Below are 14,745 nucleotides of genomic sequence, written 5' to 3' on the forward strand. Positions count from 1 at the left end.
TTTAGTCCTTCTCCTTAGGTATTCTTTTCGCGGTAACTGCGCAGTGTGGTTAGACGGTGTTCGCGGGCAACCTTTTCTATGTAGGCAGGCTCTGCGCCTGCCTCAATCAAGTTGACCAGTCGTTCATGTTCGCGGACGGATTCTTGGGCTCTTTCTGGCACGTACCGGAATGTCGACACGCGGTGGTATTCCAACTGTTTCCATTGGTCCACCACCAAGTTCTTCAATCTCTCATTCGGGCACTTGGCAAAAAGAACACTGTGAAATTCTTTGTTGAGCTGGGTAAATTCATCGGGGTCATGGTGGATGTCTAGTTCACTCATACGACGATTAATCTCCCGCGCTCGGGCTAGGTCTTCGGGCTCAAGCAGGGGCGCGGATTGAGCTGTGGCATTCGCCTCGACGGTGGCCACGATGTCCATGGACTCGTAGTAAGCCTCACGGTTGTAGGTGGTGACACTTGCTCCTACATTGCGCTCATACGTGACCATCCCTTCCGCCTCCAGCTGGCGTATCGCTTCCCTGACGGGGACCACGCTGATATCCAGCGCTTCGGCGATGGTGGCCAGTACTAGGCGGTAGCCGGGCTCGTACTCACGGGTACGAATCTTTTCACTAATCCAGTTATAGGCTTTTTGGGATTTGCTTTCCCCAGAAGGTGTGGAAGGTGATGTCATTGATCACCTTCCTTGCTCTCATTGGCAGCCCCGTCACGGAAGGCAAGGTAGGCCTCTTTGTTCTTCCCCGTTGGTGGGAAAAGGCCATCGAGACTAGCGCCGGTTTCCACTTGGGTAGCAACCCACTCGTCTTCGTGCTCCTTGGCCAGAGCACCTTCGGCCACCTCCTTTGCCAGCGCCCGGGGGATGACGATGACGCCATCATCATCACCGACGATGATGTCTCCTGGGAGTACGGTGGCGTTTCCGCAGGAAACAGCAATATCGCTATCCCACGGCACGTGCTTTCGGCCAAGCACGCAGGGGTGTGCCCCCTGGGTAAAGACAGGAAGACCGATCTCTCGCACGGCTTCGAAGTCACGGACACCACCATCGGTCACGACTCCAGCGGCACCGCGCACCTTCGCACGCAGAGCGAGGATGTCACCGAGGGTTCCGGAACCCGACTCTCCGCGGGCTTCGATAACGATGACCTCTCCCTCCTTGACAGTGTCAAAGACTTTCTTCTGCTCGTTCAGTCCGCCACCGTGGGACTTGAAGAGGTCTTCGCGGCCGGCGACAAAGCGCAAGGTGCGGGCCACGCCCACCATCTTGGTTCCCTTGGTTTGCGGATAAACACCTTCGATGACGGACTGGTTAATGCCTCTATTGCGCAACTGTGCCGAAAGTCCCGCCGTTGGCGCCTGCTCAAGTGCGGCCTTCAACTGTGGGTCAAGCCCACCGTTATCCAGTGGTTCAAGTCCCGCACTTTCGCGGTCACCGTAAGCGTCTTCACGTTGCTTGTCATCCACATAGGGCAGGCTTCCAAGCTTCGCGTCGAAGTCCGCTGCTACTTCTTCAACGGTGGTCTTCAACCGGCCAGAGGTCACGCCACCTGGGATGTCTACCTCCACCTCAACGACGTCACCAGGCTCGATGACGGAGGAGCCAGCCGGGGTTCCGGTAAGGATGATGTCTCCCTCTTCGAGCGTCATGTGCTGCGAGAGGTCCGCCACGAACTGGGCAAGCGGGAAAATCAGGTCCTCATCGGACGACGTTCCTTCCTGGACAATCTCACCGTTAACCCATGTACGCAGACGCAAGGACTTGGGGTCGATGTCCTGAGCCGGGATGAGCTCTGGGCCAATAGGGGTGTAGCCATCGCGCGATTTGGAGCGGGTGTTGGATCCCTTGTCTTGGACCTTGTAGTCATACAGGCCAATGTCGTTCGAGGCGGTGACATACGCGACGTGCTTCCATGCCTCATCCAAGGAGACATTTCGTGCAGGCGTGCCGATGATAAGAGCAATTTCGCCCTCAAATGCCAACAGCTCGGTACCGGCGGGGCGTTGAACTACTTGTCCGGTTCCAGCCAGTGTGCTCGTGGCTTTGAGGAAGTAGCTCGGTGCCTTGGGCCAACGGCCTCGCTGCGCTGCGCGCGACTCGAAAGCCACGTGGACGGCGATCATCTTGCCCGGCTTGACCGGCAGAAATTCAGGTACAGCCATGAAGAATCCTTAATTGTGAACAAATCCTTGCCCGAATCGTATATTATCCCTAGCATCGCCGCAAGTGGTTAAACTCACACGACGACTTAGATATATGTCGCACCACATGTCGAAAGGAATCAACATGTCTCGAACCACCGTCACGCCGACGATCTCCACGGCCGAGCGCCGTCGAGTAGTCGCCGCGACAACTATCGGTACCGCTATCGAGTGGTATGACTATTTCCTCTACGCTGCCGTCGCCGGATTGGTGTTCAATCAGCTCATGTTCGGCCCGCTCGAGGGCGGTTTGGCCACCATCATTTCCTTCCTGACGGTGGGACTGTCCTTCCTCTTCCGCCCTGTCGGTGCCTTCCTTGCTGGCCACTTCGCTGACCGCCTCGGCCGCCGCGTCGTTCTCATGGTGACTCTTTTTGCCATGGGAGGTGCGACCACCCTCATCGGTCTCCTTCCCACCTACGAGACCGCCGGCGTATGGGCACCAATCCTGCTCATTCTCCTGCGCATTGTCCAGGGTATTTCGGCTGGTGGCGAGTGGGGCTCGGCGGTGCTCATGGCCGTTGAGCACGCCCCCGACAACAAGCGCGGCCTGTACGGCGCGGGCCCACAGGTTGGTGTTCCGGCGGGCCTGCTGCTTTCCTCCGGCGTCCTTTCCATCATGAACACGATTGCGCCTGGCGACGCCTTCATGGCCTGGGGTTGGCGCGTTCCTTTCCTCATTTCCATCATCCTTGTCCTCGTGGGCTACCTCATCCGTATGGGTGTAGACGAGTCTCCCGTTTTCGAAGAGATTGCCCAGCGTGAGGAGGAAGAAGCCACCAATCCCATCGGCACGCTGTTCAAGAAGTTCACTCCGCTGGTCTTCGTGGCTGCTCTCGTCTTCGCTGGTAACGGCACGGTGGGATACATGACAACCGGCGGCTACATCCAGCGCTATGCCACCGACCCTGAAGGCCCCGTAGCACTGGCACGTGGCGACGTACTCAATGCCGTCACCATCTCCGCGGCAGCTTGGGCGCTGACGACGCTCTTCGCTGGCTTCATCTCTGATTTCATTGGCCGCCGGAACACCTACCTCATTGGTTTCGTGCTCCAGGCCATTGGTGCAGCCGCCCTCTTCCCGCTGGTCAACACCGGCAGCTTGGGCATGCTGTACGCCGCCCTTCTCTTCCTCACCATTGGCCTTGGCCTGACTTATGGTGCCCAATCCGCGATGTATGCCGAGCTTTTCCCTGCCTCCATCCGCGCCACGGGCGTATCCGTTACCTACGCGATTGGTTCGGTGCTGGGCGGTGCTTTCGCGCCCATGATTGCGGCTTCCTTGGTGGAAGCAACCGGTACCACCTTCGCTGTATCGGGCTACCTGGTTACCGCCTCCCTCATTGGCCTTGTGTGCACGTTCCTACTACGCGAGCGAAAGGGAATCGCTCTAGGCCCAGAGCACGAGGCAGAACAGTCCCGTGGCCACTTCATCTTCTCGCCGAAGGTGTAGAACAACCTCACCCGAGCCATTGTGCTGCAGCCGGTCATCATATATGATTCCGGAACTAAGACGCAGCTCACACATCGATGGTCTATTGAACTGAATCACCATCCATGTGCAATCTCTACCATCGCTTTACTAAGGAGTTCATAGTGCAGTTCCATCACAACGGCTACGTGTCCGAAGATCCGCGCGTTCATGAGGCCACCGGTTACGGCGTCGACCGCGCAGTAGAACTTCCCGATGAAATGGATGTACTCATCGTCGGCTCCGGTCCTGCGGGAATGATTGCAGCGGCCCAATTGGCCATGTTCCCGAGTGTCAATACCCGCATCATTGAGCGCCGCCCACAGCGACTTGAACTCGGGCAGGCTGATGGTATTCAGTCCCGTTCGGTTGAAACCTTCCAGGCCTTTGGATTCGCCAAGGAAATCACGGAAGAAGCCTACGAGATTACGGAGATGTCCTTCTGGAACCCAGATCCTGAGGACCGCTCGAAGATTGTCCGCGGCGCTCGCCCCATCGATGATGAACATGGTATCTCCGAGTTTCCACACCTCATTGTGAACCAAGCACGCGTTCTGGATTATTTTGCCCGCTATGCCCACCGCGCACCGGGGCGCATCACGCCAGATTATGGCTGGACTTTCACTTCTCTCGAGGTAGGGGAGGGCGAGTACCCGGTCACCGTCCACCTCGAGGACGCACACGGCAATCCACGCGATGTCCGCGCGAAGTACGTCGTGGGTTGCGATGGCGCACGTTCCCGCGTGCGTAAGTCCATTGGTCGTTCGTTGAAGGGCGACCAGGCTAACCACGCTTGGGGCGTGATGGACGTCGTGGTTGATACAGACTTCCCGGACTGGCGTACCAAGTGCGCAATTCACTCGAAGGCCGGCTCCATCCTGCACATCCCTCGCGAAGGCGGCTACCTCTGCCGTGTCTACGTTGACCTCGGAGTGGTTCCTGAGGATGACAACCACAAGGTTCGCGATACGCCCATTGAAAAGATCATTGAGAAGGCCAATGAGATTTACTCGCCTTATTTCATTGACGTCAAGATGGTGGCGTGGCACTCCGTCTACGAAGTGGGGCACCGCCTGGTTGATGCCTTCGATGACAACAATGGTGACCCGCGCGTCTTCCTCACGGGCGACGCATGCCATACCCACTCTGCCAAGGCGGGACAGGGCATGAATGTCTCGATGCAGGATGGCTTCAATATTGGCTGGAAGCTCGGGCATGTCCTCGACGGTCGCGCGCCCAAGGAGCTCCTGTCCACCTATCACGGTGAGCGCCAGCCGGCCGCACAGAATCTCATCAATTTTGACCGCGAGTGGTCCACCCTGATGGCTACCCCGACCGAAGAGCTCGATGACCCTCAGGCAGTGGAAAAGTACTACGTCGCTGCGGAAGAGTTCGCCGCTGGCATGATGACGCAGTATGACGAGAACCTGATTGTAGGCGATACCAAGCACCAAGCCCTGGCGGTAGGTTTCCCAGTTGGCAGGCGTTTTAAGTCCCTCGAAGTTCTGCGCCGCTGCGATGCCTTTGTGCAGCACCTAGGCCATCAACACACTGCCGACGGCCGCTACCGCATCTACGCCTTTGCTGATTCACCTAAGGCAGGGGAGAGCTCTGCGCTTAGCGCATGGGCGGAAAAGATTCCGGCCATTCTCTCTAAGTTCAATCCCGAAGGAGCTGATGAAAACACCTACTTCGATGTCAAAGTGATTTATCAGCAGACGAATCATCATGACTACGAGATTCTTGACGCACCAGCCCTCTTCCGCCCGCGTAATGGCAAGTTCAACGTGCCCAACTGGGAGAACGTCTTCAACGCACTTCCTGACAAGGACATATTCACCATGCGCGGCATCTCCCGCGACGGCGCCGTAGTCATTGTCCGCCCGGACCAGTACGTTGGCGCGGTACTGCCGCTTGATGACGCCAATGCGGTGGAAGAGTATTTCGCCTCCGCGCTCATCAAGCGTAGCTAAACCACGTTTCACGTGAAACGACTGTGGGCCTGGCTAATTGCCAGGCCCACATTCACGTTATTGATCCTCATGCTGCCACAACGACGAGATTGGCAGCACGTGCACTGGAAAGCCGTCCTGTTCTACCGTAACCGCACGTGACCCGTGATAGAGCACCACGCCCGCGCTACAACGCTCTTGGTGCTCCATACCGAATCTCACAACGTTCTTCCACGAACGGGCATCAACGCTCAAAGCACTTTTAACCTCAACAGGCACTACACGCCCATCTGCTAGCTCGATGACGATATCAATCTCGATAGCGCGTTTACGGTAGTGAGCAATCTTAAAACGCTCACGGGACCACGTTGCTTGTTTGAGCAACTCACCGCAAACAAATGCCTCAACGAGTGCACCGTAATGTTCAAAGCCTCCAGCAACACGTGATTTCTCGACGCTAAAGCCGGTAAGGAATGCAGCTAACCCCGTATCAGCGATACTGACCTTTGGCCGCTTGAGCGCCCTGCTGCTATAGCCCATACCCCACCCAGGCGTGATATCGATGAGATACATCATCTCAGCCAACGTGAGATATTCGCCCAGCGAGCTCTCGGCGATTCCAAGGCTTCGCGCTACTTTTGACTTCACCAACTCTGCTTGAGGCTGATTGGCTATGACCCGCAATAAGGTCTCAAGATATTGCGAAAAGCGGCTGCCGTTTCCAAGCTCTCGTGAATCATGCGTGGCAAGGCGCTCAACATAGGAGCCATACCATCGTTCCTGCCTTCGACGGTCGGACCTCTTTAATGGTTCTGGGTAGCCACCTGCAATGATTGCAGAGCGCAGTTCATCCGAAGAACCTCCATACTCATTCCAGCGCTCTAGTCCTTGGTAGCCGTCAACGGCCCAGGCAACCCAATCTTCCGGTTGCTCTCGCTCGGCGATTTCCCCTTGGCTGAGGCCATAAACACGGAGGGATTCTGCCCGTCCAGCCAAGGAGTCCGACACTCCGGGCAGGCGAAGCAAATCGGAGGAACCTGTGATCGCAAACCGGCCAGGGCGACGATCGCGGTCAATCGACGCTTTTAAGGCCAATGCTAATTCAGGCGCGCGTTGCGCTTCATCAATCACCAATGTGCGGGAGCCGGCTTGCTCGACAAATCCCGCTGGATCGTGCCGAGCGTAGTCTAGAGCTAACGCGTCATCGAGCGTAACGAAATGCGCTTCTTCCTCATTCAGTGCCTGGCAGAGAAGCGTGGATTTTCCAACTTGCCGCGCACCTTGCACCACAAGAAGCGGGGAGTCCTCAAGGATTTCCCGCGCAATCGAAACCCCATGTCGTGGCACCTCATGTGTAAGCGTCATGTCCCGCATTTTAGCAGGTTAAAAGGCTACTCGAAGATTTACCGAAGTTTGCTCGAAGATTTACCAGCTCCTGCTCGAAGATTTTGCCAGTCAGTGTTTCACGTGAAACTCCAGCCCTATTGCAGCAGCGTCCTGTCGGAAGTCGCACCTTTAATCTTCGCAAACTCGGCCATGAGGTCTTCGACCGTTAGCTTGGCCTTCTGCTCCGCATCTGCCGAGTAGATAATCTGACCTTCGTGCATCATGATGAGGCGGTTGCCCACCTGGAGCGCCTGGGCCATATTGTGCGTCACCATGAGCGTGGTCAACTTGCCTTGCTCCACAATGCGCTTGGTCAAGTCAGTAACCAGCTCCGCACGTTGGGGATCAAGGGCGGCCGTGTGTTCGTCGAGAAGCATCACGTCGGGGTGAGTAAACCCTGCCATAAGCAGTGACAGCGCTTGGCGCTGGCCGCCAGACAGGAGGCCCACCTTGGTCCCTAGGCGCTTCTCCAAACCCAACTCGAGGGTTTCCAACTGCTCGACAAAGATCTTTCGGCGCGAGGCGTTAAGACCCAAACCTAAGCCGCGCTTCTTGCCGCGCAGGTAGGCAAGCGACAGGTTTTCCTCAATGGTGAGGTTCGGCGCGGTGCCAGCCATAGGATCTTGGAACACGCGGCCAACCTTCTGTGCACGTTTGTGCTCCGGCTGCGTCGTGACATTCTTGCCGTGAATAGTAATCCGGCCGGAGTCCGGGATGAGCCGGCCGGAAATGGAATTCAGCAACGTCGATTTTCCCGCACCGTTAGAACCGATGACGGTGACGAAATCACCGGGGGCGAGTTCCAGGGAGACGTCGCGAAGCGCTCGGCGTTCATTGGCCGTTCCCGGGAAGAAGGTCTTCGAAATGTTCTCTACATTAAGCATGAGCCTTGACCTTCCTTCCGCCACGCACGCGCGTCAGGCGCGGAACCAACAGAGCAACGATCACCAGAAGGGCAGTGATGAGCTTCATGTCATTCGGGTTGAGGCCCACCTGCAGAGCCGCGAAGATGATGAGGCGGTAAATTACGGAGCCGACTGCCACCGCAACGACTGCCAACCAGAGGCGGGACTGGGGGAGTACCGCCTGGCCCAGAATGACAGAGGCAAGGCCCACCAGGATAAGGCCGATGCCCATCGAGATATCCGCGAAGCCCTGGTACTGAGCAATGAGTGCACCGCACAGGCCCACCAGCCCATTGGACAGGGCCAGGGTCAGGATCTTGGTGAAGTCCGTGGACACACCAAAGGAGGTGATCATCTGCTGATTGTCACCCGTGGCGCGCAGGGACATGCCCAAATCTGTGGAGAGGAACCACACGATGAGCAAGCACAGCGCCACCGCACCCACAGCCAGCAAACCGACGCCAGCCCATGTGCCCATCACAGCATCAAGTGGGGTGAAAACTGAATCCTGGGTGAGCAGTGGCACGTTGGCGCTGCCCATGATGCGCAGGTTGATTGACCACAGGCCAATCATGGTGAGAATTCCCGCCAAGAGGCCATCGATGCGGCCCTTGGTGTGCAGCAAACCCGTAATGCATCCGGCGACGAAACCGGTGCAAAAACCTGCCAGCGATGCCAGGAAAGGGTTAACCCCATTTGTAATGAGCACGCCGGCCGTCGCAGCCCCGGTGGTAAAGGAGCCGTCAACGGTCAGGTCGGGGAAGTCAAGGACGCGGAACGTCAGGTAGACGCCCACCGCCATGACTGCGTAAATCAGGCCTAGCTCAAGCGCACCGATCACAGCTTCTCAGCCTTTTCCAGAATCTCCTTCGGCACCTCGATACCCTGTGCCTTGACTGCTTCCTCGTTGATGACGTAGGTGTACTCGGAGGCAGTTTCCACCGGGGTCTCAGCCGGGTCGGCACCGTCCTGGAGGATGCGCAAAGCCATCTCGCCGGTCTGGCGGCCCAGCTCCTTGTAGTCGATGCCGATGGTGGCAGCGGCACCACCTTCAACAGCGCCAGAGTCTGCAGCGATGACTGGGATGGTCTTGTCGTTGGCCACCTTAATGAGAGAAGAAATACCGGAAACCACCATGTTGTCCGTCGGGATGTAGATAGCATCCACGTCACCCAGCGCCTCCACTGCCTGCGGAATCTCGGTCACCGAGGTAACAGTCTGAGACTTCACCTCGATTCCCTTGGGCTTGGCAGCCTCGGTGAGCTGCTCCACCTGGACCTTTGAGTTGACCTCGGCTGAGGAGTACACCACACCAACGCTCTTGGCATCCGGGACGAGCTGGGTGATGAGCTCGACCTGCTCTTCAATCGGTGCAGCGTCGGAGGTACCAGTGACATTCTTTCCAGGCTTATCTACCGACTCCACAAGTTCTGCCTCGACGGGGTCCGTGACCGCGGTGAAGAGCAGCGGCTTGTCCTTAATGGACTTGCTCATCGCCTGGCCCGCTGGGGTAGCGATGGCTAGGTAGAGATCGTGTTGCGCACTAGCCATTTGCTGCGAGATAGACACAGCGGTGGCTTGCTCACCATTGGCGTTCTGGATGTCGAATTCCACGTCCACGCCAGCGTCCTCGAAGGCCGCCTGAAAACCTTCTGCCGCAGCATCCAGGGAGGGGTGCTGGACCAGCTGGTTGATACCGATGGAGTAGGAATCCCCACCTCCCGAATCGCCGCCGGTGCTTTCCGACGATGACGAGCAGCCCACCAGGGCGGCAGTGCTCAGGGCGATAGCTGAGAGAGCAGCGGCAGTTTTAGAGAACATATCGGTCCTTTTCTACTCAAGTGTGACAGTAGTGACCGTTATTAAATCCTTTTTCTACCTTTCTAACCAGCGGTTTTATGAACATTTTTCTCAGGCGGGGGTATTCTTAGACCTCCAAAAGCTATAGCACTACAGTTTTAGAGTCCTACATCACAGCCACTAGCTGCGTGTTTCATACATCACTGTCCATCCGCGTGGCGTCCATTTCCGTGAGAGGACGGGGGTACCCCGATTTTCGTTTACCTGTACGGCGGAAGGTATTGGTGTTAAAGTCGGTGCTGTGAAGAACACATCTAACCTTTGGTGGTGGCGCGCGTAACCCGCGGGCCTCGTTGTTCTCCCATCTTTTAAGGCCCGCAGCTGCGGGCTTTTCGGCGTTTTTCTCTCCACACAGCTCGCGGCAGCACACAAAGCGTTAACGAAAGACACACATTATGCCGTTGAAACATAAGCCGCACAGTGCACAGCGCACATTGGCCTACACCCCTGATGCCGCTGCGCTCTTTGATGCCCTCGCCACGCCACAGGATTCCCTGCTTTTGGAATCCGCGGACATTGAAACCAAGAAGAACCTCACCTGCATCGCCATCACCAAGGCAGCTCTGAAGGTAGTGTGCCGCGGCCAGGAGATCACCGCCACCGCGCTCACGCCCTCCGGACGCATTCTTATCGACGACCTCCGCGAGGACTTCCACTCGCGCATCACCAAGGACGCCGACGACAGCATCACCTTCCGCTTCGAGCTCTCCACCGAACACGATGAGCGCGCCCGTTTGCGTGCCACGTCAACTGCGGACGTGCTGCGTACGCTGCAATTTAGCCGCCTCTACTCAGGGGAGATGCTGCCTTTCCTGGGCGGCGGTTTCGCCTTCGATTATGTCGACACCTTCGAGGAGCTCCCACCGGTCCCGGATGGCCCGAATGAGTATCCGGATTATGAGTTTCTCGTCGCCGAGCACGTCCTTACCGTGGACCACCTGACGCAGACGGCGAAGATTGAGGGGTGGGGCGTCGATAAGCACGTGCTCGAAGAAGAACTCGACCGCGCTGCACGTACCGCACCCCTCACCCCAGCCTCACCCGCACCGCTGGGCACCGTCACCGCGCGCGCCAACATCGATGACGCTGCTTTCCGACGCCACGTGGAGCACCTCCAAGGCAACGTCCATGCTGGCGACATTTACCAAGTCGTGCCCTCTCGCGCATTCAGTATTGCCTGTCCCGACGCTTTCGCTGCCTACCGCACGCTTCGTGAGACGAACCCTTCGCCGTACATGTTCTACGTGCGCGGCGCAGAACACGAGCTTTTCGGCGCCTCTCCGGAATCCAACCTCAAGTACACGGCCGACGACCGGCAGGTGCAGCTCTATCCCGTCGCCGGTACCCGGCCGCGCGGAGCCACGCATGAGCTAGACATCCGCAACGAGCTGGAGATGCGCACGGACTCGAAAGAGGTAGCTGAGCACATCATGCTCGTTGACCTCGCGCGCAACGACCTCGCCCGCGTCGCAGTTCCCGGCACCAGGCACGTCGCTGACCTGCTCCAAGTCGACCGCTACTCGCGCGTCATGCACCTGGTCTCCCGCGTCGCCGCCACCCTACACGAGGATTTTGACGCTCTCGATGCCTACCGCGCCTGCATGAACATGGGAACTCTTACGGGCGCACCGAAGCTGCGCGCAATGGAACTTATCCGCGAGACTGAAGGGACTCGCCGCGGTTCCTTCGGCGGCGCCATCGGCTACCTGCGCGGTGATGGCTCGATGGACAACTGCATCGTCATCCGCTCCGCCTACGTCAAAGATGGCACGGCCGTCGTCCAGGCGGGCGCCGGTGTCGTCCGCGATTCCGTCCCCCAGTCCGAGGCCGATGAGACGGTCCATAAGGCCTACGCGGTCCTCAGCGCCATCGCCCAGGCACACAACGCATCTCTGGAGGTCATCCGATGAACCCGCACGTCGTCCTCATCGACAACCACGATTCTTTCGTCTACAACCTCGTCGATGCACTCGCCGGATATGACACCACCGTCTTCCGTAACTCGGTCCCGGTGGAGGAGGTCCTCGCCGCTCAACCCGACATCATCATCCTTTCGCCGGGCCCCGGACACCCACGAGACGCTGGAACAATGATGCAGCTTATCGAGACCTCCCTCGGCCGCATCCCCATCCTCGGCATCTGCTTGGGGTTCCAAGCCTTGCTCGATCACTTCGGCGGTACCGTCCAGCCGTGCGGCCCCGTCCACGGCTCTTCCATACCCATGACCTTGACCGATGCTGGTGCGCGCCACCCGGTCTTTCAAGACCTGGCCACCGATAATGAGCCGGATAACCCCAACTACGTGGGCCGCCTCGTCCCCGTGGCGCGCTATCACTCCTTGGGCTGCGCGAACATCCCTGCCCAGATGCGCAACCTGGCCGAGACCGACACGGACATCGGTCCGGTCACCATGGCGGCTGAGACTCTCGACGGCAGCGCCATCGGCCTTCAGTTTCACCCCGAGTCCCTACTCACCCCAACCGGCCCGCTGATGATTGAACGCTGTATCGAACAACTTTCTTCCCGCCCCACAATGGAGGAGGTCAACAAATGACTGACAATACGTCCCTGAATACTCTGAAAGCCTTTCTTGACATCACCGAGCCCACCCTCGATCAGGCCATTGAGGTTTTCACCCCGCTGACGGTGGGGGAGTATGACGATATCCATATCGCTGCTCTGCTCACCCACATCCGTACCCGTGGCGAAACCTTCGCCGACGTCGCTGGCGCCGCCCGCGCTTTCCTCCATGCTGGGCGTCCCTTCCCAGTCACGGGAGAAGGCCTCATGGATACTGCGGGCACTGGCGGCGATGGTGCCAATACCATCAACGTCACCACCGGCGCCTCCCTCGTAGCTTCCGCCGGGGGAGTGAAGATGGTAAAGCACGGTAACCGCTCCGTCTCCTCTAAGTCCGGCTCCGCCGACGTCCTCGAAGCACTGGGCATTCCCCTCGACCTCGACCCAGACCGCGCCGTCCGCCAGCTGGAAGCCTCGAACTTTACGTTCCTCTTCGCCCCTGCTTACAATCCGGCCGTTGCCCACGTGCAACCAGTGCGCAAGGGCTTGGGTATTTCCACCATCTTCAATACCCTCGGACCACTGCTGAGCCCCGGGCGGCCTGAATTCCAGATCATGGGCATTGCCAACCCCGCCCAAGGCCAGCTCATCGCGGAAGTGTTTAAGGAGCTCGGCCGCAGCCGCGCACTCGTAGTCCACGGTGCTGGCACCGATGAAATCGCCGTACACGGAACCACCCAGGTGTGGGAGCTTCGCGACGGTACCATCAGCCACTACGAGCTAACGCCGGAAGACCTCGGCATTTCCCGCCACGAACTCTCCGATCTCGCGGGCGGCAATGGAGAGGAGAATGCCCAAGCCCTCCGCGATATCTTCGCCGGCACCGGAAAACCTGCCCATCACGACGCCATCGCTGCTGCCGCGGGTGCCATGTTCTACCTCAATGGCACCACTGATTCGATTGCCGCAGGTGTCTCCCACGCCAGCCAGCTCATCAAGGACGGCACCGTTGCCGCATGGCTGAAGAAGCACGAGGAGGCGAATTATGGCTCTGCCGACCGTGCTTGAGGGGATCGTCGCCAAGCGCCGCACCCATCTCCCCGCGATCCGTGAGCGCCTTGCCCACGTGGACCTCGACGCCCTCCCGCGTTCCGAGCGCTCCTTCTATGATGCTCTCAACGGCACTAACCGCTTCATCATGGAATGCAAGTCCGCTTCGCCCTCGCTGGGCCTTATCCGCGAACACTACGAACCGGGCGCCATTGCGCGGGTCTACTCACGCTATGCTTCCGCAATCTCCGTGCTCTGCGAGCCCGAGCGTTTCGGCGGCGACTACGACCACCTGCAGACCGTGGCACTTTCGACGCACCTGCCGGTGCTGTGTAAGGACTTCATCATCGACCCCATCCAGGTCTATGCCGCGCGTTATTTCGGCGCGGATGCGATCCTTCTCATGATGTCTATCGTCGATGACGAGACCTACGGCGAGCTTAAGCAGCTTGCCGACGCCCTCGGACTCGACGTCCTCACCGAGGCCATCACCGAGGAGGAAGTAGCCCGCGCGGTAGCCTTCGGCGTGGACGTCATCGGCATCAACAATCGTAACCTGCACGATCTCACGATCGACTTAAACCGCACCGCGCAGCTTGCACCCTTGGTTCCGGAAGGCAAGGTCGTTGTTTCCGAGTCTGGCATTCGCAACAACCACACCGTTCGCCAGCACGGCGCTCACGCCAATGCTTTCCTTGTCGGTTCGCAGCTCACCGGAACACCCGACATCGACCGTGCCGCCCGCGAACTCGTCTTTGGCAGCAACAAAGTTTGTGGCCTCACCTCATGGTCCGCAGCGCAAGCCGCACGGGCTGCCGGCGCAGTGTACGGCGGACTCATCTTCGAGGAGGCATCTCCACGCAATGTTTCACGTGAAACCGCGCTCGACATCATCGCTCACGAACCCGACCTCACCTACGTTGCAGTCTCTCGCCGCACCACCGGTTGGGAGGAGCTCGCCCTCGACGGCATCGACTGCCTTCAAATCCACGCGCCGTACCAAGGAAGCACAGAAGCTGAGCTGAATCTCATCAACGCCGTCCGCACAGTAGCGGGGGAGAGGCAGGTCTGGCGCGCCATCGATATGACCGCCCCGCATGGATCCGATCTCGCCGCCGCGCTTGCTGACGCCACCGATCTCCTCATCCTCGATTCCGGCCCCGGCGGCACGGGCACCTCCTTCGACTGGACGATCATCCCTGACTCCATCAAGGAGAAATCGCTTCTCGCTGGCGGACTCAACCAGTCCAATCTCGCAGAGGCACTCCGCGTCGGTACCGTCGGCCTCGACCTCAATTCGGGGCTCGAGATCAACGGCCGCAAGGATGCCGGAATCATTGCCCAGACCTTCAACTTTATTCGTCACTTTACGTATTAATCCCCGACCCAAAGGACCGC

The 14,745-nt window shown here is 58.7% G+C and carries 12 protein-coding genes; 6 read left to right on the forward strand and 6 right to left on the reverse strand.

Translation table 11 applies throughout. From position 1 onward, the window contains the following. Nucleotides 1-14 precede the first annotated feature (14 nt). Nucleotides 15-677 (reverse strand): GntR family transcriptional regulator, encoded by a 663-nt coding sequence (locus tag NX84_RS01035; RefSeq protein WP_039672859.1) that lies wholly within the window; start codon nucleotides 675-677, stop codon nucleotides 15-17. Continuing rightward, nucleotides 674-2,164 carry a fumarylacetoacetate hydrolase family protein gene (locus tag NX84_RS01040; RefSeq protein WP_039672861.1) on the reverse strand — a complete coding sequence of 497 codons (1,491 nt, stop codon included), beginning with the start codon at nucleotides 2,162-2,164 and terminating at the stop codon, nucleotides 674-676. Before NX84_RS01040 ends, NX84_RS01035 begins: the two co-directional genes overlap by 4 nt. 124 nt (nucleotides 2,165-2,288) lie before the next feature. Between NX84_RS01040 and NX84_RS01045 the strand changes: the two genes are divergently transcribed. Together NX84_RS01045 and NX84_RS01050 are read left to right on the forward strand one after the other, a co-directional pair. Further along, nucleotides 2,289-3,656 (forward strand): MFS transporter, encoded by a 1,368-nt coding sequence (locus tag NX84_RS01045; protein ID WP_039672863.1) that lies wholly within the window; start codon nucleotides 2,289-2,291, stop codon nucleotides 3,654-3,656. A gap of 143 nt (nucleotides 3,657-3,799) precedes the next feature. Further along, the gene (locus NX84_RS01050; protein ID WP_039672865.1) at nucleotides 3,800-5,647 is read left to right on the forward strand and encodes an FAD-binding monooxygenase; all 1,848 of its coding nucleotides are present in this window, start codon (nucleotides 3,800-3,802) and stop codon (nucleotides 5,645-5,647) included. A gap of 57 nt (nucleotides 5,648-5,704) precedes the next feature. Here NX84_RS01050 and NX84_RS01055 read toward each other — a convergent pair whose 3' ends face one another. The 4 genes from NX84_RS01055 to NX84_RS01070 form a co-directional block, all read right to left on the reverse strand. Beyond that, complete coding sequence (locus tag NX84_RS01055) at nucleotides 5,705-6,991, reverse strand: ATP-binding protein (protein ID WP_039672867.1); 1,287 nt, start codon at nucleotides 6,989-6,991, stop codon at nucleotides 5,705-5,707. A gap of 116 nt (nucleotides 6,992-7,107) precedes the next feature. Beyond that, nucleotides 7,108-7,896: an ABC transporter ATP-binding protein gene (locus NX84_RS01060; protein WP_039672869.1), complete on the reverse strand. Its 789-nt coding sequence runs from the start codon at nucleotides 7,894-7,896 to the stop codon at nucleotides 7,108-7,110. Beyond that, nucleotides 7,889-8,758 (reverse strand): ABC transporter permease, encoded by an 870-nt coding sequence (locus NX84_RS01065; protein WP_039672871.1) that lies wholly within the window; start codon nucleotides 8,756-8,758, stop codon nucleotides 7,889-7,891. The genes NX84_RS01060 and NX84_RS01065 overlap by 8 nt, the downstream gene beginning before the upstream one ends. After that, nucleotides 8,755-9,738, reverse strand: coding sequence for an ABC transporter substrate-binding protein (locus NX84_RS01070; protein ID WP_039672873.1), 984 nt, complete (start codon nucleotides 9,736-9,738; stop codon nucleotides 8,755-8,757). The genes NX84_RS01065 and NX84_RS01070 overlap by 4 nt, the downstream gene beginning before the upstream one ends. 434 nt (nucleotides 9,739-10,172) lie before the next feature. Here NX84_RS01070 and NX84_RS01075 point away from each other — a divergent pair, with 434 nt between their 5' ends. The 4 genes from NX84_RS01075 to trpCF are packed head-to-tail and all read left to right on the forward strand — an operon-like array spanning nucleotide 10,173 to nucleotide 14,725. Then, entirely contained in the window at nucleotides 10,173-11,687 is a 1,515-nt protein-coding gene (locus tag NX84_RS01075) for an anthranilate synthase component 1 (RefSeq protein WP_039672875.1), read from the forward strand. Then, entirely contained in the window at nucleotides 11,684-12,331 is a 648-nt protein-coding gene (locus NX84_RS01080) for an anthranilate synthase component II (RefSeq protein ID WP_039672877.1), read from the forward strand. The genes NX84_RS01075 and NX84_RS01080 overlap by 4 nt, the downstream gene beginning before the upstream one ends. Further along, a complete protein-coding gene (gene trpD, locus NX84_RS01085; protein WP_039672879.1) occupies nucleotides 12,328-13,365 on the forward strand; it encodes an anthranilate phosphoribosyltransferase in 1,038 nt (345 codons plus the stop codon). The genes NX84_RS01080 and trpD overlap by 4 nt, the downstream gene beginning before the upstream one ends. Then, nucleotides 13,343-14,725: a bifunctional indole-3-glycerol-phosphate synthase TrpC/phosphoribosylanthranilate isomerase TrpF gene (trpCF, locus tag NX84_RS01090; RefSeq protein WP_039672881.1), complete on the forward strand. Its 1,383-nt coding sequence runs from the start codon at nucleotides 13,343-13,345 to the stop codon at nucleotides 14,723-14,725. The genes trpD and trpCF overlap by 23 nt, the downstream gene beginning before the upstream one ends. Nucleotides 14,726-14,745: the final 20 nt, after the last annotated feature.

The sequence above is a fragment of the Corynebacterium minutissimum genome (genome assembly GCF_000805675.1).
GTDB lineage: Bacteria > Actinomycetota > Actinomycetes > Mycobacteriales > Mycobacteriaceae > Corynebacterium > Corynebacterium minutissimum.